We start from the raw sequence: 18,704 nt of genomic DNA, 5'->3' as shown, positions 1-18,704 counted from the left end.
TCTTTGCTATATCAATCTTTCAACGATCGGACCAAATCGAGATCCGGTGTCACGTAAACGGTTTGCTGTCCTTCGTATATGACAAATCCGGGTTTGGCACCTTTAGGTTTCTTGACCTGTTTGACTTCGGTAAAATCAACGGGTACGGAGCTGGATTCACGGGCTTTACTGAAGTATGCGGCAATATTGGCCGCTTCCTTGATCGTTTCATCAGTTGGGTTGGAACTCTTGATGACAACGTGAGAACCTGGAATATCCTTCGTATGAAGCCAGACTTCATCTCTTCCAGCAACCCGGTTGGTCAAGTAGTCGTTTTGCTTATTGTTTTTACCGACCAGGATCTGTGTTCCGTCAGTTGACGTGTATTGTTCCAATACGGGCTTCATATTGGCCTTTTTCTTTTTTGTTTGCTTGCGGACCTTCAGGTAACCCTCTTCTTCGAGTTCCTCTCTGATTTCCTCCACATCTTTCGTTGAAGCAGATTCTAATTGTTGCAGTAATTGTTCGAGATACACGATCTCTTCCTGTGCTTTTTCAATTTGTTCATGGACGATCTTTATGGCATTCTTCGCTTTTTGATAACGTGAGAAATAATTCTGTGCATTATCCGAAGGCGACTTTTGAGGATTTAATGGAATCGTGATACTTTCCCCGTTTTCGTCATAATAATTGACTACGCTCACCTCCGTCATCCCACGTTCCACGGCATATAGATTCGAAGTAAGAAGTTCACCGAGCAGCTGATAGCGGTCAGCCTGTTGGGCATCGTCAAGCGTTCGCTCCAGTTTCGTTATTTTGTTGACGTTCTTATCCCTTTCATTTCGAATGAACCGCTCGAGGTCATTTCCTTGTTGCTTGACTCGATCACGTGCAGCCTTCTGATAAAAGAAACGGTCAAGCAGTTCACTCAAGGAAGGGAATGTTTGTTTTTCACCCTGAAGATGTTGAAGGTCCATCCAGTAGAATGTTTCCTTATCTGCTGTGATCAGGGTCGGCGCTACATCAAAGTTTTTTGCATGAGCAATCAATGATAGGAATGACTCGGCAATGGCTGCCCCGCTGCCGATCCCTGCACGGTGTACGACTTCCTTCGCGTAAAGCGGTGAGATACCGGCGAAGGATTGGACGATCTGTTTATCAAGCTTACCCGAATTGAAATCAAGGGCACGTAAAACATCTACAGTGTCTGCTTCAAGTGGATCGATTTTATCCTGTTGAGGCGGCAACACGTAGGTATGGCCAGGCAATACAGTACGATGGGTGTTCATGCTTGGTGAAATATGCTTGATGCTGTCAAGAATCATATTTCGTTCTTTATCTACCAGGATGATATTGCTGTGCCGGCCCATTATTTCAATGATCAGTTGTTTATAAGATATATCCCCGATCTCGTTTCTGCCCTTCACTTCGAATACAATCATCCGATCTAATTCAATCTGACTGATCCCTTCAATGATCGATCCTTCAAGATGTTTCCGCAAGAGCATACAAAACATCGGTGGAACCGAGGGGTTGTCATAATTCTCAGCCGTCAATTGAACACGTGAGTAACTTGGGTGAGCGGATAAGAGCACTTTATGGTTCTTTCCATTTGCCCGGATAACCAGAATGATTTCATTTTTATAAGGTTGGTGTATTTTGTTTATGCGTCCGTGTAATAGGTTTTCATTTAATTCTTTCGTCATGTTTCTTGTGAATAATCCATCAAATGACATATATAACATCCTCTGCTTCATGCGATTTCAGTATAGTTTGATTTCTTCCGACTAGGGAGTGGTTGAAAAGTGTATCAAATGTAACCGATTTTATCTCCCTGAAAGGGAAAATGCAAAACATACTTAAATCATATCATTTTTTAGGACGAGTCTGAATAAGAATGCTATGAGAAGGACAACTTTTCGTATCGTAGGAGGAGAGTGACATGGTTGCATGAAATTTCATGAGATGAGACAAGAGGACATAGAGCAGTCGTTAAATACCAATTATCAAGAAGGGCTTTCAACAGAAGAGGTTGCAATCAGACGGAAACAATTTGGGTACAATCAATTAGAAGAAGCTGAGAAGCAGTCAGCTTTATTGTTGTTTTTCAGTCAGTTCAAGGACTTTATGGTTCTTGTGTTATTGGCAGCCACGCTCATTTCAGGTTTACTCGGTGAATACATCGATGCGATCGCCATTATTGCCATTGTGTTCATTAACGGCTTTTTAGGCTTTTTCCAAGAGCGGAAAGCCGAGAGGTCGCTTCAGGCTTTAAAGGAGCTCTCTGCACCCCAGGTTTCAGTGTTAAGGGACGGTAAGTGGGTAAAAATCGTTTCGAAGGATGTCATCATTGGGGATGTCATCCGCTTTGCAAGTGGAGACCGGATCGGGGCGGATGTTCGTCTCATTGAAGCCAATAATCTTGAAATAGAAGAATCCGCCCTGACCGGGGAGTCTTTACCCGTCACCAAATCCACAAACCCTGTAAATGGAGAAAATATGAGTCTCGGGGACTTGGAGAACATGGCATTTATGGGAACGATGGTCACGAGGGGAAATGGAATTGGTGTCGTGACTTCGATCGGTATGAAAACGGCAATGGGGCAAATCGCCGATATGATCCAAAACGCAGAAACCATGACCACTCCTCTTCAGAGAAGACTGGAAGAGTTAGGAAAGATCCTCATTACGGTTGCTCTTGTACTGACAGGATTGGTTGTAGGAATCGGCGTGATCCAGGGCCATGATATGTATACGATGTTCTTAGCCGGGGTTTCATTGGCCGTAGCAGCCATACCTGAAGGGTTGCCTGCCATTGTGACGGTTGCCCTTTCCCTAGGTGTTCAAAGGATGATCAAGAAGAAAGCCATCGTCCGAAAGCTGCCGGCAGTGGAAACATTAGGCTGTGCATCGGTGATCTGTTCTGATAAAACCGGAACCTTGACCCAGAATAAGATGACGGTCACCCATCTGTGGAGTGGAGGAAGGACGTGGACCGTCACCGGCACCGGATATGAACCAGACGGCCAATTTTATACCGGGGAAAAACGGGTGACGCCTCACAGTGAGAATGCACTCCAGCAGCTGCTGACTTTCGGGATGCTGTGCAATCATGCAGAGCTTGTAACCCGTGATAAAACCTTTATCGTCGATGGTGACCCCACTGAAGGGGCTCTTCTTGTAGCAGGATTAAAGGCAGGGCTTTCCAGGGAATCATTGCAGAAAAAATTCACGATTGTCAAAGAGTTCCCTTTTGATTCCACAAGGAAGATGATGAGTATCATCGTGGTCGACCAGAATGGAAAGCACTTCTCTGTAACGAAAGGTGCTCCTGATGTATTGGTCGGGAAAAGCGAATCGTTCCTGTGGGAGGGAAGGCTTCAACCGAAATCACCTGAGGTCACTGAAAAAGTAGAAGGGGCCATTAGTGAGATGTCATCCAACGCTTTACGAAACATTGCGATTGCGTATAAACCGATCAAGGAACGTGCTGTTGAAGCGTTGGTGGAAGAGGACGTGGAAGAAGGGGTTACCTTCATCGGTTTACAAGGGATGATCGACCCTCCGAGACCTGAGGTGAAGCAGGCGGTGAAAGAGTGTCGTGCTGCCGGGATCAAAACGGTCATGATCACCGGGGACCATGTTCTGACGGCGAAAGCCATTGCCAAACAGCTCGGCATCTTGAAAAATAAAGACCGCGTCATGGATGGGAAAGAATTAAACGTAATGGAAGTGCATGAACTGGAAGAAATAGTGGATGAAGTGTCAGTGTTTGCCCGGGTATCACCTGAGCATAAACTGAAAATCGTCAAAGCCCTCCAAAACAGAGGGCATGTCGTGGCGATGACAGGGGATGGGGTAAACGATGCCCCTGCCATAAAATCCTCTGATATTGGAGTCGCCATGGGGATTACAGGCACGGACGTATCAAAGGAATCTTCTTCGTTAGTCCTGTTGGATGATAACTTCGCTACGATTAAATCAGCCATACAGGAAGGAAGGAACATCTATGAAAATATCCGCAAATTCATACGGTATCTGTTAGCTTCGAACGTAGGTGAAATTCTTGTCATGTTGTTTGCCATGATTCTGGCGCTCCCGCTTCCATTGGTACCGATTCAGATTTTGTGGGTGAACCTGGTGACGGATGGCCTCCCTGCCATGGCACTGGGTCTAGATAAACCGGAAGATGATGTCATGAGAAGAAAACCGAGACACCCAAAGGAAGGTGTGTTTGCAAGGCGGCTCGGGTGGAAAGTGGTCTCCAGGGGATTCTTGATCGGCGGGGCGACGCTGCTTGCGTTCATGCTATCGTATAAAACTCATCCAGATCACTTGGCATATGCCCAAACCGTCGCGTTCGCTACCCTGGTCATGGCACAACTGATCCATGTGTTCGACTGCCGAAGTGAAGTATCGGTGTTTTCAAGAAATCCGTTCGGGAACATGTATCTCGTTTTTGCCGTATTATCTTCACTCATATTAATGCTCTTGGTCATCTATATCCCTTCCCTGCAACCGATCTTCCATACAGTACCGATCGTACTGAAAGATTGGCTCTTGATCATTGGGTTAAGCTCCGTTCCAACCTTTTTACTCGCAGGGTCATTTTTTGCAAGAAAAAAACAGTGAAATGTGGTATAATCCAAAAGGTAATAGAGAAAATCCTCTATTACCTTTTTTATATAAAGAGATATGTTGTACATAAGTGAGTGCTTCCCTTCTCAATCTATCAGCACGAGATGAAAGTGAATTCGGTTATCTTACATACGAATACCGTCAAAGGATTGGATGTGATCGTAATGGTTGTCAGTATGACAGGCTTTGGAAGAAGCAAATCAGACTCTGCACAACATACTGTAACGGTTGAAATGAAATCCGTGAATCACAGATTCAGTGAATGTTACATAAGAATGCCGCGACAATTAATGAAGCTAGAGGATAAAATCAAGAAGCAAGTATCCCACCATGTTAAAAGAGGAAAAGTTGATATTTTCATTACCATCACAGGGGACGGCCTTGTGCATAAAAATCTTCATATTGACTGGAAGCTCATTCAAGATTATTATCAGTTAGTAAATGAAGTGAAAGAAACCTTTTCATTAAAAGATGAAGTGCAATTATCCAATCTCCTGAACAGAGAAGAATTCATCATGATCGAAGAGATGGAGGAAGAAAATGAAGAGCTTGAGAATCTGGTTTTAAAAGCTGTGGATGAAGCAGCGCTGGACCTTAAAGTGATGAGGGAGAAAGAAGGGGAACTTCTCAAGAAAGATTTTCTCGTCCATCTTAGTCAGTTTGAAAAGAATATCATTGAACTGTCCAGTCATGCTCCGGAAGTGGTCAATCAATATAGAGAAAGACTAAGAAAGAGAATTTCCGAATACAACGAAACATCTTTCGATGAAAGCCGTTTGCTTACGGAAGTGGCCATCTTTGCCGATAAGTCTGACATAACGGAAGAATTGACAAGACTTAAAAGTCATATTCAGTACTTTCACTCCACATTAATCGATTGTGGTCCTGTAGGCAGGAAGCTGGATTTCATGATCCAGGAAATGAACAGGGAAGTGAATACGATTGGGTCGAAAGCAAATGATTCCCTCATCGCCACCATTGTAGTGGAACTGAAATCAACACTTGAGAAGCTGAGGGAACAAGTGCAAAATGTAGAATAAGAAGTTTAGTTTCCTATCATTCAGGCGAAACTAAACTATTGATTAGGAGGAGCGTTATGTCGATCAAGCTCATCAATATAGGTTTTGGAAATATCGTTTCAGCCAACCGGATCATTTCAATCGTAAGTCCGGAATCAGCCCCGATCAAACGCTTGATACAAGATGCAAGGGACCGGGGAACACTCGTTGATGCTACATACGGAAGAAGAACAAGAGCGGTCATCATTACGGATAGCGACCACGTTATTCTTTCAGCTGTTCAACCCGAAACCGTTGCTCATCGTTTGACAGATAAAGAGGATTTAGTAGAAGAAGGGCAGGGTAAATAAATGAAAGAAAAAGGATTGCTGATCGTTCTTTCCGGACCATCAGGTGTAGGGAAAGGAACAGTTCGTAAAGCGATTTTTTCCCAGGAAGATACAAGGTTTGAATATTCCATCTCCATGACTACGCGGAAACCCCGTGAAGGAGAAGTGGATGGTGTAGATTATTTCTTTAAATCAAGAGAGGATTTCGAAGTGCTGATCGAGCAGGGGAAACTGTTGGAGTATGCAGAGTTTGTAGGGAACTATTATGGAACCCCTGTAGATTATGTCCGGGAAACCCTGGATGCAGGAAGAGATGTCTTTCTTGAAATCGAAGTACAAGGTGCACAACAGGTCAGGGATAAATTCCCCGAAGGTTTATTTATCTTCCTGGCACCCCCAAGTCTTTCTGAACTTCAGAACCGCCTTGTGACAAGAGGCACTGAGACAGATGATTTGATCAGGGGAAGGATGAATACCGCAAGAAAAGAAATCGAAATGATGAATTTATACGATTACATTGTTGAAAATGACCAGATTGAACATGCGGTAGATAAGATTAAATCCATCGTTCAGGCAGAACACTGCAAACGGGAACGAGTGCAACAACGATACTTAAATATGCTGGAGGCTGAATAAATGTTAAACCCATCCATTGATTCATTAATGAAGAAGATTGATTCTAAATATTCGTTAGTCAGTATTGCGGCTAAGCGTGCAAGAAACCTGCAAGACACGGGGGATTACCGTTTGAACCGTTATGATTCTCATAAATTCGTAGGTAAGGCCCTAGAAGAGATTCATGCCGGTCAGTTATCTATGAAAGAAAGAGACGCCAAAGCCGTTTATTCTGATGAATAGACCGGCGGATCTTATTGAATAACTCCAGGGGTTGACTCGGAAGATTTCATCATCTTTCGGGACAACCCTATTTTCTTTTTCTATCAATATCCTTCATAATATAAGAAGGATAAAGAGTAATGGGGGAAAGTATAATGATGCAGGGGAAAAGAATACTATTATGTGTATCTGGTGGAATAGCTGTATACAAAGCGGCAGCCTTGACCAGCAAACTGGTCCAGGGCGGTGCTGAAGTGAAGGTGATCATGACGGAGTCGGCACGCAAATTTGTGGCCCCTCTCACCTTTCAGGCACTATCCCGCCAAGATGTGTATTGGGATACCTTTGATGAAAAAGATTCATCAAAAATTGCTCATATCGACTTGGCGGATTGGGCTGACCTCGTACTGGTGGCACCTGCCACGGCAAACATCATCGGAAAGCTTGCAAATGGGATTGCAGATGACATGATCACAACGACGATTCTTGCAACGACGGCACAGGTGTGGATCGCCCCGGCCATGAATGTACATATGTATGATCATCCAGCAGTGAAAAGGAATATTGAAACTCTTTTTGGGTTCGGTTATCAATTTGTCGAACCTAGTGAAGGGTATTTAGCCTGTGGGTATATCGGCAAGGGAAGATTGGAAGAACCAGAGAAGGTAGTGGAGCTGGTTGATCGTTTTTTCCAGAAACGTGACAGTGATAAAAAGCTCCTTGAGGGGAGAAAAGTAGTGATCACGGCCGGTCCGACGAGGGAGATGGTGGATCCTGTGCGATTCTTTTCCAATCGTTCAACCGGAAAGATGGGATACGCCCTTGCTGAAGCGGCTGTTTCACTTGGAGCTGATGTCGTTTTGATCTCCGGACCTTCTGTGTTACCGATTCCAGCAGGTGTTGAATTTGTCTCCGTGACGACTGCTGAAGAAATGTATCATAGGGTGCATGACCTATTTCCATCTGCAGATATCGTCGTAAAGAGTGCTGCAGTCGCCGATTACCGCCCTAAAGAAATATTTGAAGATAAGTTAAAGAAAAAAGATGGAAACCTAGTGATTGAATTTGAGCGTACAAAGGATATTTTAATGAGCCTTGGTGAAAGGAAAACTCACCAATACCTCATTGGGTTTGCAGCCGAGACGACAAACGTCGAAGCATATGCCAAGGCGAAGCTTGTGAAAAAGCGGGCAGATATGATCGTCGCAAATAATGTGAAAGAAACGGGAGCCGGGTTCGGAACAGATACAAATAAGGTATCGATTGTCACGAGCGGGGGAGACGCTCGCGAGCTGCCTTTATTATCAAAGTTTGAGGTAGCCAAAGAAATCTATAAAGAAGCCATCCGGCATATGAAGAAGGGTTCCTCACATGAACGTAGCTAGCGTCATTGTCGACGTTCCTGCCATGCAGACGGATCGAACGTATGATTACAGTATCCCGGATGAATGGAATGGCAGCATCGTTCCCGGTATGAGGGTCGTCGTGCCTTTTGGTCCGAGGAAAATCCAAGGCTTTGTCATTGAATTAAAGGAAAAAGGGGAAGTCTCGAAACTCAAATCGATCGTCGAGCCGATGGATCTCGTACCCGTCCTGAATAAAGAGTTACTTGCACTCGGGAGCTGGTTGACCGAAAAGACCCTCTGCTTTAAAATCTCCGCCTTCCAAGCGATGCTTCCAGCAGCCATGAAAGCGAAGTATGAAAAATTCCTTCGACTGGAAGAAGGCAGGAATCCGGGGGAACTTCATCTCTCCCTCCACCGCTTTTTCCAGGACGGAAAAGAGGTCTCCTGGAATGCAATCGAAGAAAGCGGCATGCTCCCCCTCGTACATAAAGAGGTGAAAAAAGGGTCTGTCGAAGTCATCTACAGGGTGAAAGCCAAAGGGAATAAGAAAACAGTACGAAAGCTTTATCTGAACGTACCGATCGATCAAGTGGATGAAGTGAAAGATGGGTTGCCTCCCCAGGCAAGTAAGCAAAAACAAATCATCGAATATATGATGGATGCGGCTCCTGGTGGTGATGGGATACTCGCATCCACCCTGACGGAAGTGATGTCCACGACTTCAAGTACCGTAAAGTCTTTAGTCCATAAAGGGATCCTTGTTGAGAAAAACGTGGAAATGTACCGTGATCCTTTCGAAAATAGGACATTTGAGAAGACATTCCCCCTCTCATTGACTTCCCAACAGGAAGAGGCGATCGGTCCCATTTTGAGTACCATCGATCAAGAGAAGCATCACACATTTCTCCTTTACGGTGTTACGGGGAGCGGGAAGACAGAGATTTATCTGCAATCCATCCAACGGGTACTCGAGGAAGGGAAAGAAGCAATCGTGCTAGTCCCAGAGATTTCCCTTACCCCTCAGATGGTACACCGCTTTAAAGGAAGGTTTGGTGACGATGTCGCCGTCCTTCACAGTGGATTATCAGTCGGGGAAAAGTATGATGAATGGAGAAAGATTCAGCGCAAGGAAGTGAAAGTGGTGGTCGGAGCCCGCTCTGCCGTATTTGCCCCTTTTGAAAATATCGGGATCATCATCATCGATGAAGAGCATGAAACCAGCTATAAGCAAGAGGAAAATCCACGTTATCACGCAAGGGACGTTGCCATCTATCGAGGGGAATTCCATCAATGCCCGGTGATCTTAGGCAGTGCGACGCCTTCCCTGGAATCCTTCGCCCGGTCTTCAAAAGGAGTCTACGGACTATTGACGCTTGATAAACGGATGAATGACGGGCCGCTTCCATCTGTAGATATCGTGGATATGAGAGAGGAACTCAGGAAGGGAAACCGTTCCATGTTTTCAACAAACCTGTTCGAAAAGCTCCAGGGCAGGCTTGAAAAGGGAGAGCAGACCGTCCTCTTTCTAAATCGCAGGGGGCACTCATCGTTCATCATGTGCAGAGATTGCGGCTTTGTCCTGCAATGCCCCAATTGCGATATTTCCTTGACCTATCATCGATTTTCCAATGGGATGAAATGCCATTATTGCGGGTATGAAGAAGGAGTCCCATCCACTTGTCCTGAATGCACAAGTGAGCATATCCGTTATTTTGGGACGGGTACACAGAAGGTAGAGGAGGAATTGACGAAGCTCCTCCCAGATGCAAGGATCATTCGTATGGATGTCGATACCACAACCCGGAAAGGTTCTCATGAAAAACTGTTAACGGCTTTCGGGGAAGGGAAGGCAGATATCCTGCTCGGTACGCAAATGATCGCAAAGGGCCTGGACTTTCCAAATATCACCCTGGTAGGTGTACTCAGTGCGGATACGATGCTCCATCTGCCTGATTTCAGGGCAGCGGAAAAGACGTTCCAATTATTGACTCAAGTAAGTGGAAGGGCTGGCAGGCATACGCTGCCGGGGGAAGTGGTCATACAAACGTACACACCTGAGCACTACTCGATCGAATTAGCATCCAATCATGATTATAATCGTTTCTATCAGCAGGAAATGATGATGAGAAAAATGGGTTCCTATCCTCCTTTTTACTACATCACGCTGATCACATTAAGTCATGAAGATCTAATGAAGGTTGTGGATATTTCAGAGAAAATGACGGCTTTCATCCGCTCCAAGCTATCCGATACAACGATCATCCTTGGGCCGGTTGCATCGCCCATTCCCAGGATCAAGAATAGATACCGCTATCAATGTTTGATAAAATACAAGCGTGAACCAAATCTTGCTAGTACGTTGAAAACAGTACTGGATCAATTTCAGCAGCAATATGCATCACAGGGGTTAACCATCTCCATAGATGTGAACCCTTATATGATGATGTAACACTATTCATATAGAAAAATGGAGGACAGTTATGGCAATACTTCCAATCGTCATGCATCCGGATGCCATTCTCGAAAAAGAATGTGAGAAGGTAACGGATTTTGATAAAAAGTTAAAGAAATTACTAGTAAATATGTATGATACCATGATCGAGGCGGACGGAGTCGGGCTCGCAGCCCCTCAAGTGGGCATCGACCTTCAGGTAGCGATCGTCGACATCGGCGATGACTCAGGGACGATCGAACTGATCAATCCTGAAATCATCGAGTCAGAAGGGTCTCAAACGGACCTCGAAGGATGCCTCAGCTTTCCGGGCCTCTATGGAGAAGTGACACGCCCATACTCGATCAGGGTTAGAACACAGGACCGTAAAGGAAGAACGGTTGAATTTCAAGCCCAGGATTTTCTGGCCAGGGCCATCCAGCATGAAATCGATCACCTGCACGGCATTTTATTTACAACAAAAGTAGAAAAGTATATTACAGAAGAAGAATTAGAAGGGTATGAAGCTTAATGACGAAAGTGATCTTTATGGGAACACCCGATTTCTCGGTTCCTGTTCTCCAATCTCTAATAGATGAAAAATATGATGTGATCGCCGTTGTGACACAACCGGATCGCCCCGTCGGAAGGAAAAGGATCCTCACGCCACCACCTGTCAAAGTGGCCGCTGAAAAGCACGGCATCCCGGTCTACCAGCCCGAGAAGATAAAGAATGAAGATGAGCTAAACCAGGTCCTGGATTTAAAACCGGATCTTATCGTGACGGCTGCTTTCGGACAGATTCTTCCGAACGCTCTGCTTGAGGCACCTAAACATGGATGCATCAATGTTCATGCTTCCCTGCTACCTGAACTCCGTGGAGGCGCGCCAATCCATTATTCCATTCTCCAGGGCAAAGAGAAAACAGGCATCACCATTATGTACATGGTGGAAAAGCTGGACGCGGGGGATATCATCAGCCAAGTGGAAGTGGAGATCGAAGAGCGAGATCATGTAGGTACACTTCACGACAAACTGAGTGCAGCAGGTGCCAAATTACTGATCGACACCATCCCTCCATTACTGAAAGGGGAAATCTCCCCCGTAAAACAGGATGATTCAAAAGCTACATTCGCACGGAATATCAAGCGTGAACAAGAGAAGATAGACTGGACGCGTGACGGGGAAGAAATCTACAATCATATCAGGGGACTCCATCCGTGGCCGGTAGCGTATACCACATTGGACGGCTCGGTCATGAAAGTATGGTGGGGAGAGAAAGTGAGCGTGACCCCGTCATCACCCGGGAAAATCATCGGGATTGAAGAGGATGGTTTCGTTGTGTCCACGGGCAATTCAACAGGGATCAAAATCACCGATTTACAGCCTTCCGGCAAGAAAAGGATGAGTGCAAAGGACTACCTTCGGGGAGCGGGCGCACATTTAGAAGCTGGTCTGATGTTAGGAGAAGAACATGAGTAAACGAAATAAAACCGTACGGGAAGCAGCACTCGATGTCATCGAGGCAGTGGAGAAAAATCAATCATACAGCAATTTACTGCTTCATTCAGTGATCGAAAAAAACGAACTGCCGGGTAAGGATATCGGTTTATTGACGGAATTGACATACGGGACCATTCAACGCAAAATGACGCTGGATTTCTATTTAGCCCCATTCATCAAGGGAAAGCTGGATGATTGGGTTCGTCAATTGTTACGATTATCCCTTTATCAGCTGGTCTACTTAGATCGGATACCGGATCGCGCCGTATTCTATGAAGCAGTCGAAATCGCGAAAAAAAGAGGACATAAGGGAATCTCAGGATTAGTCAATGGGGTATTAAGGTCTGTACAGAGAAAAGGCCTTCCGACTCTTGATTCCATCAAGGACCCGGTCGAAAGAGTCGCCATCGAAACGAGTCATCCATACTGGCTTGTCAAGAGATGGTCAGAACAATTTGGTTTAGACAAGACGAAAGAAATGTGCGAAACCAACTTGATCGCTCCAAACCAAACGGCCCGTGTGAATACCACCAGGGTCAGCCGTGAAGAGCTCTTACAGCAATTGGCGGACAGCGGAAATGAAGTGAAGGAAAGTTCCATCGTACCGGAAGCAGTCCAGTCTCTGCGGGGGAACCTTGCGAAAACAGATGCATACCGCAATGGGTTATGTACGATACAGGATGAAAGCTCGATGCTTGTTTCTTATGCTTTAAAGCTTGAAAAAGGGATGAAAGTGCTGGATGCGTGTGCAGCACCTGGAGGGAAAACGACGCATATCGCAGAGAAACTCTCCGGAACCGGCGAAGTCCATGCCTTGGATCTCCATAAGCATAAAGTCAAATTAATCGACGAGAATGCTTCCCGGCTCGGTCTTTCCAATGTACACACCGCTGCCCTTGATAGCAGGAAAGCAGGAGAGAAATTTGAAAAGGGAAGTTTCGATCGGATACTGGTCGATGCACCATGTTCAGGTTTAGGTGTTCTCAGGAGAAAACCGGATATTAAATATGCAAAGAAAGAGGCAGATCTTCAATCTCTTCAAAAGATCCAGCTCGATATCCTCTCGGCCGTTGCACCCTTGCTGAAAAAAGGTGGATTACTGGTTTATAGCACATGTACGGTGGACCGCAACGAAAACGAAGGAACCGTTTCGGCCTTTCTGAATGATCACCCTGACTTTGAGTTTCATCAACTCGATCAACTGCCGGAAACAGTGAGACCGTTCATTGACGGGAACCAAATGCAAATTTTCCCACAGGATTTCGGAGGGGATGGATTCTATATTTCGTGTTTCCTGAAAAAGGATTGAGTCGATATTCATCAAATGTTGAAAGTAAAGCAGGAAAATCCGTTGTAAAAGTCGTAAAAGTACAACAGACCTTTTAGTATATTATGTGCAGAAGGAACTACTTGAAACAGGTGCAGAAGAAGAGAAGAGGTGACCTAAGTGAAGACGGTTTATTTTACGGACAAAGGGAAAGTGCGGCAGCTGAATGAAGATAGTGCCGGTGTATTCGTGAATCAGCATGGAGATCATTTAGCTGTTGTAGCAGATGGGATGGGCGGCCACAGAGCAGGGGACGTTGCCAGTGAACTTACCATTTCCATCTTAAAGGACTTATGGGAGAAAACCGAGAAATTTCACACCGCTGATGAAGCAGAAAATTGGTTAAAATCAACTATTAACGAAGTAAACAAAGAAGTATATACTTATTCTCAATCCAATTCCGAATGCGAAGGGATGGGTACGACTCTCGTCGGAGCTATCTGTACTTCTTTATTTGCAACCATAGTCAATATCGGTGACAGCAGAGGGTACATCCTGAATGAAAACGGATTTCATCAATTGACGGAAGATCATACGCTTGTCAATGAATTGGTGAGGAGCGGTGAAATTTCAAAGGAAGATGCAGAGCATCATCCGAGAAAAAATGTCATTTTAAGAGCGATCGGTACGGAAGCTTCAATTACGATGGATATTAAAACGATCATGTTCGAAGAGGAAGATGTCATTCTTCTATGTTCAGACGGCCTTTCAAATAAAGTCTCTGAAAAAGAAATGAAAGAGGTATTGGCCCGGGACCACTCCCTGGAAAATAAAGGGGAGTCGCTCGTTCATTTAGCCAATGAATATGGCGGTGAAGATAATATTACCGTAGTGATTGTCGAGTTTGCCGCTGAAACGGAAAGCGGGTGATAACATGATGGAAGGTAAGCGCATCAGTGGGCGTTACAGAATTATTAAACTCATTGGTGGAGGGGGAATGGCCAACGTTTATTTAGCTCACGATGTAATTCTTGATCGTGAAGTTGCCATTAAAATGCTCCGGATCGACTTTGCCAATGAAGAGGAATTCATTAAACGATTCCAACGGGAAGCCCAATCTGCTACTAGTCTTGCCCACCCTAATATTGTGAGCATTTATGATGTAGGAGAAGAGGATGATCTCTATTATATCGTCATGGAATATGTTCATGGCATGACGCTAAAGCAATACATACAGCAACACTCGCCTGTCAATGTCGACAAGGCGATCGATATCATGAAGCAACTGACTATCGCCATGTCTCATGCACATCAGAATCATATCGTGCACCGGGACATCAAGCCTCATAATATCCTTCTTGATGAAGAAGGAAATGTGAAGATAACCGATTTCGGAATCGCGATGGCCCTCAGTGCCACCTCGATCACACAAACCAATTCGGTTCTCGGATCGGTACACTATCTTTCTCCTGAGCAGGCGAGAGGAGGGATGGCCACAAAGAAATCGGACATCTATTCTCTCGGGATCGTCATGTTCGAATTGTTGACGGGCAGATTACCTTTCTCGGGGGAGTCGGCTGTTTCGATTGCCTTAAAGCATCTGCAATCGGAAACACCTTCCTTGAAAAGGTGGAATCCTGACATTCCACAAAGCGTGGAAAATATCGTACTGAAAGCAACGGCAAAGGATCCTTTCAGACGATACGAAAGCCTGGAAGAAATGGATGAAGACTTGTCGACAGCACTTGATGCCGATCGCATGAACGAACCTAAATTCGCCGTTCCTCTGGATGATGAAGCCACAAAAGCGATCCCCGTCATCACGGATCAAAAGGCGTACTCGAATTTGGATGATACGATCGTCCATCACCAGACAGACGACGTTCAAACGAAGCCGACCCCTCCCGTGAAACAAGGGAAGAAGGGGAAAAAAGATAAAACAAAACCGCCGAAGGGTAAAAGTAAGAAGAAGTGGCCGATGGTGATCATTGGTTTATTCTTTTTATTGATCCTGTTAGGGGTCGCTGCTGTCACGATGGTACCTGGTTTATTGGGACCGAAAGAGATAGAAGTACCGGACGTTTCTGAAATGGATCAAACCGAAGCGATTTCGACGATCATATCGGCTGGCTTTGTGGTTGGTGAAACCAAGAAGGTACCCGATGAAGAAATTCCCGAAGAATATGTGATTAAGACCAATCCAAAATCAGGACGAATGGCAAATGAAGGATCGGCTGTCGATATCTATGTCAGTACAGGTAAAGAAAAAGTGGAAGTCGATGATTATGTCGGCAAGGACTTTGAAGAAGTATCTGCTGATTTGGAGGAAAAGGGATTCACTGTAGAGAAAGAAGAAGAGTTTAATGATGAAAAGGCCAAGGGGACGATCATGGATCAGGACCCGTCACCAGGGGACGAAGTCGTGGCTGAGGAGACGACGATAACCTTTACTGTCAGTAAGGGGCGAGAATCCTTTGATCTAGACAGTTTGGAAGGTTTCGATCAAACTGCACTCGATAAATATGAAGCATCAAAAGGGATAAACATCATTGTACAAAGTGAAGAATTCTCTTCAGAAGTCGATGAGGGCAAGGTGATTTCCCATAAGCCGGTGGCAAGTACACCTATCACAAAAGGGGATACGGTTTATGTAATTATGTCTAAGGGCCCTGAACCCCCTAAGGAAGTACATACTAAGGAGGTTACCGAAGACGTTACCATCCCTTATAAGGGACAAGAAGGAAAACCTCAATCCGTGGAGATATTCATCGACGATAAGGACAGTAATCTTGACGACAGTGATGCTGATCAAGTACAGGGAATTTATGAAGATACGACCATTACAATGACCTTCACGTTAGAAGAAGGAACCAAAGGGGAATATCTTATTTTAGTCGACGGGGAAAAGTATGAAACAGGTACTGTAGAGTATCCTAAAGAAGAATAGCATCTGCCAAGGGGCTGTACCCGGGTTTTTAAAGAACCTACGGGACAGTCCTCTTGTTTTCCTTTATAATGGGAATGGTACATAATGAAGATAACGGAAATATTTAGATAAACGGATGGAATAGGAGGTTTCGAATGCCTGAAGGAAAAATCGTAAAAGCATTGAGTGGATTTTACTATGTGCTCTCAGAAGGCAGTGTGACGCAATGCAGGGGCAGGGGCAATTTTCGTAAAAACAAAATCACGCCCCTTGTTGGTGATTATGTCGAATTTCAAGCAGAGAACAAAACGGATGGATACATTCTGAAGGTATTGGATCGGAAGAATGAATTGGTACGCCCGCCCATCGCAAACGTCGATCAGGCGATTCTGGTCTTTTCAGCCAGTGAACCGGATTTCAGTCCTGCGCTCCTGGATCGTTTTCTTGTATTGGTGGAGAGTAAAGAAATCGAACCGCTGATCTGCGTGACCAAAATGGACTTAGTGACATCGGAAGAAGCAGAAAAAATTGAACAATATGTGAGTGAGTACCGTTCTTTTGGATATGAAGTTTTGATGACGTCTTCCAAAACAGAACATGGCCTTGAGGAGCTGACTCCGTATTTAAAAGATAAAATTTCGGTGTTTGCCGGTCAGTCCGGAGTGGGGAAGTCGTCTCTTCTGAATGCATTGAACCCCGATTTGGAGCTGAAGACGGCCATGATTTCTTCCCACTTGGGCCGGGGGAAACATACGACCCGCCATGTGGAACTCATTGATATAAAGGATGGGCTGGTCGCAGATACCCCGGGATTCAGTTCACTGGAGTTTTCAGAGCTTGAAATAGAAGAACTGCCGCAATGCTTCCCGGAAATGGTCGAGGTGGCCGAAGAATGTAAATTCAGGGGCTGCCTTCATATCAATGAACCAAAATGTGCCGTGAAATCCGCCGTTGAAGCGGGAAGGATCCCTGATTACCGCTACGATCACTATTTGACTTTCCATAAAGAAATTAAAGAAAGAAAGCCGAGGTACTAAATATGAAAATCGCACCATCCATTCTTTCTGCCAATTTTGCAGAGCTGGGCAATGAAATTAAAGATGTTGAAAAAGGGGGAGCGGACTATATCCATGTAGACGTCATGGATGGTCACTTCGTACCGAATATTACGCTCGGGCCGATGATCGTAAAGGCGATCCGTCCACTAACATCGTTACCTTTGGACGTGCATCTCATGATTGAAAACCCAAGTCAATACATCGAAGCTTTTGCCGATGCGGGAGCGGACTATATTACCGTCCATGTAGAAGCGGACCCCCATCTGCATAGAACGATCCAAATGATCAAAGGCAAGGGAGTCAAAGCGGGTGTCGTCCTGAATCCAGGTACTCCGGCAGAATCGATCAGACCTGTCCTGCAAGATGTCGATATGGTCCTCTTGATGACCGTGAACCCTGGATTCGGCGGGCAATCATTCATCCCGTCGGTCGTACCGAAAATCAAGCAGATCCGTGAATGGGCCAATGAAGTCAATCCTTCACTCGAAATCGAAGTGGACGGTGGCATCAATCCTGAAACGGCTGCCGTTTGTGCCGAAGCGGGTGCAGACGTATTTGTAGCCGGATCTGCCATCTACAATAAGAGTGACCGAGGGGCAGCAATCGAAGAGTTGAAGAAGTCTCTTGTATAAGAGACGAAGGCTGATCCTTAAGGGTCAGCCTATTTTTATAAGATGGGAGTGTAGAATATGGAAATCAATATCGTTGCCGGCGGACCGGATCGATACATACCGTCATTGAACAAATATTGTAATGATGAAGTCAACTGGGTTGGTGTAGACCGTGGCGTGTATACATTATTGGAGCAGAAGATCGAACCGTCCATTGCATTCGGGGATTTTGATTCAGTGAACACGGAAGAGTGGGAAATGATCCAGGAAAAAGTCCGGGAAGTCAATCGCTATCAGCCTGAAAAGGACGAGACCGACCTCGAGCTTGCCCTGAACTGGGCGATCGGTCAAAAACCCGATAAAATTTCCATTTTCGGTGCCACCGGGGGACGACTTGATCACTTCATGGGTAACCTGCAATTATTAATGACTCCGAAACTTTTAGAAGCCCGAATCAAAGTGGAAATGATTGACGTGCAAAATCGATTATCCCTAGCTGAACCCGGGGAGCATACCGTTGAAAAAAGCCCGGAATTACAGTATATTTCCTTTGTTCCCGTCACCAAAAATGTCGATGGGATCACCCTCACCGGCTTTAAATATCCATTAAAAAATCGGAATATTTCAAGAGGATCCACACTATGTATTAGTAATGAACTTATACAATCATCTGGTACTTTTTCCTTTTCAAATGGCATATTAATGGTGATAAGAAGCAGTGATGAAAGCTTCTCGTGACCAGGCAGAAAAGAAGACGTAC

Annotated in this window: 16 protein-coding genes; 15 read left to right on the top strand and 1 reads right to left on the bottom strand. The window is 45.1% G+C overall.

The window, feature by feature from the left end; translation table 11 throughout:
• Positions 1–11 precede the first annotated feature (11 nt).
• Complete coding sequence (locus BVI01S_RS07725) at positions 12–1,715, bottom strand: Rqc2 family fibronectin-binding protein (protein ID WP_061809818.1); 1,704 nt, start codon at positions 1,713–1,715, stop codon at positions 12–14.
• 214 nt (positions 1,716–1,929) lie between these two features.
• Here BVI01S_RS07725 and BVI01S_RS07720 point away from each other — a divergent pair, with 214 nt between their 5' ends.
• From BVI01S_RS07720 to BVI01S_RS07650, 15 genes are all read left to right on the top strand, one after another.
• Positions 1,930–4,611 (top strand): cation-translocating P-type ATPase, encoded by a 2,682-nt coding sequence (locus BVI01S_RS07720; RefSeq protein ID WP_061809817.1) that lies wholly within the window; start codon positions 1,930–1,932, stop codon positions 4,609–4,611.
• Between the two features lie 170 nt (positions 4,612–4,781).
• Positions 4,782–5,657 (top strand): YicC/YloC family endoribonuclease, encoded by an 876-nt coding sequence (locus tag BVI01S_RS07715; RefSeq protein ID WP_061809840.1) that lies wholly within the window; start codon positions 4,782–4,784, stop codon positions 5,655–5,657.
• A 56-nt stretch (positions 5,658–5,713) separates the two neighbouring features.
• Complete coding sequence (gene remA / locus BVI01S_RS07710; protein WP_034755776.1) at positions 5,714–5,986, top strand: extracellular matrix/biofilm regulator RemA; 273 nt, start codon at positions 5,714–5,716, stop codon at positions 5,984–5,986.
• Positions 5,987–6,601 carry a guanylate kinase gene (gmk, locus tag BVI01S_RS07705; RefSeq protein WP_034755774.1) on the top strand — a complete coding sequence of 205 codons (615 nt, stop codon included), beginning with the start codon at positions 5,987–5,989 and terminating at the stop codon, positions 6,599–6,601.
• On the top strand, positions 6,602–6,823 hold the full coding sequence (gene rpoZ / locus BVI01S_RS07700; protein WP_034755771.1) for a DNA-directed RNA polymerase subunit omega: 222 nt from the start codon (positions 6,602–6,604) through the stop codon (positions 6,821–6,823).
• Between the two features lie 134 nt (positions 6,824–6,957).
• The gene (gene coaBC, locus BVI01S_RS07695) at positions 6,958–8,187 is read left to right on the top strand and encodes a bifunctional phosphopantothenoylcysteine decarboxylase/phosphopantothenate--cysteine ligase CoaBC (protein ID WP_061809816.1); all 1,230 of its coding nucleotides are present in this window, start codon (positions 6,958–6,960) and stop codon (positions 8,185–8,187) included.
• Positions 8,174–10,597, top strand: a complete 2,424-nt coding sequence (priA, locus tag BVI01S_RS07690) for a primosomal protein N' (protein WP_061809815.1) — start codon at positions 8,174–8,176, stop codon at positions 10,595–10,597. Before coaBC ends, priA begins: the two co-directional genes overlap by 14 nt.
• 31 nt (positions 10,598–10,628) lie before the next feature.
• The gene (gene def / locus BVI01S_RS07685; protein WP_034755763.1) at positions 10,629–11,111 is read left to right on the top strand and encodes a peptide deformylase; all 483 of its coding nucleotides are present in this window, start codon (positions 10,629–10,631) and stop codon (positions 11,109–11,111) included.
• The gene (gene fmt / locus BVI01S_RS07680; protein ID WP_034755760.1) at positions 11,111–12,061 is read left to right on the top strand and encodes a methionyl-tRNA formyltransferase; all 951 of its coding nucleotides are present in this window, start codon (positions 11,111–11,113) and stop codon (positions 12,059–12,061) included. Before def ends, fmt begins: the two co-directional genes overlap by 1 nt.
• On the top strand, positions 12,054–13,391 hold the full coding sequence (rsmB, locus tag BVI01S_RS07675) for a 16S rRNA (cytosine(967)-C(5))-methyltransferase RsmB (protein ID WP_061809814.1): 1,338 nt from the start codon (positions 12,054–12,056) through the stop codon (positions 13,389–13,391). Before fmt ends, rsmB begins: the two co-directional genes overlap by 8 nt.
• Positions 13,392–13,529: 138 nt before the next feature.
• Positions 13,530–14,279, top strand: a complete 750-nt coding sequence (locus tag BVI01S_RS07670) for a Stp1/IreP family PP2C-type Ser/Thr phosphatase (RefSeq protein ID WP_034755754.1) — start codon at positions 13,530–13,532, stop codon at positions 14,277–14,279.
• A 4-nt stretch (positions 14,280–14,283) separates the two neighbouring features.
• Positions 14,284–16,296 carry a Stk1 family PASTA domain-containing Ser/Thr kinase gene (gene pknB, locus BVI01S_RS07665; RefSeq protein ID WP_061809813.1) on the top strand — a complete coding sequence of 671 codons (2,013 nt, stop codon included), beginning with the start codon at positions 14,284–14,286 and terminating at the stop codon, positions 16,294–16,296.
• A 134-nt stretch (positions 16,297–16,430) separates the two neighbouring features.
• Positions 16,431–17,312, top strand: a complete 882-nt coding sequence (gene rsgA / locus BVI01S_RS07660; protein ID WP_034755749.1) for a ribosome small subunit-dependent GTPase A — start codon at positions 16,431–16,433, stop codon at positions 17,310–17,312.
• Positions 17,313–17,314: 2 nt separating this feature from the next.
• Positions 17,315–17,965 (top strand): ribulose-phosphate 3-epimerase, encoded by a 651-nt coding sequence (gene rpe, locus BVI01S_RS07655; RefSeq protein WP_061809812.1) that lies wholly within the window; start codon positions 17,315–17,317, stop codon positions 17,963–17,965.
• Between the two features lie 57 nt (positions 17,966–18,022).
• Positions 18,023–18,682 carry a thiamine diphosphokinase gene (locus BVI01S_RS07650; RefSeq protein WP_061809811.1) on the top strand — a complete coding sequence of 220 codons (660 nt, stop codon included), beginning with the start codon at positions 18,023–18,025 and terminating at the stop codon, positions 18,680–18,682.
• The last annotated feature ends 22 nt before the right edge of the window (positions 18,683–18,704 follow it).

This window comes from Rossellomorea vietnamensis NBRC 101237, from assembly GCF_001591825.1.
GTDB classification, from domain to species: Bacteria; Bacillota; Bacilli; order Bacillales; family Bacillaceae_B; genus Rossellomorea; species Rossellomorea vietnamensis.
This window is presented reverse-complemented; position numbering and strand designations above follow the sequence as displayed.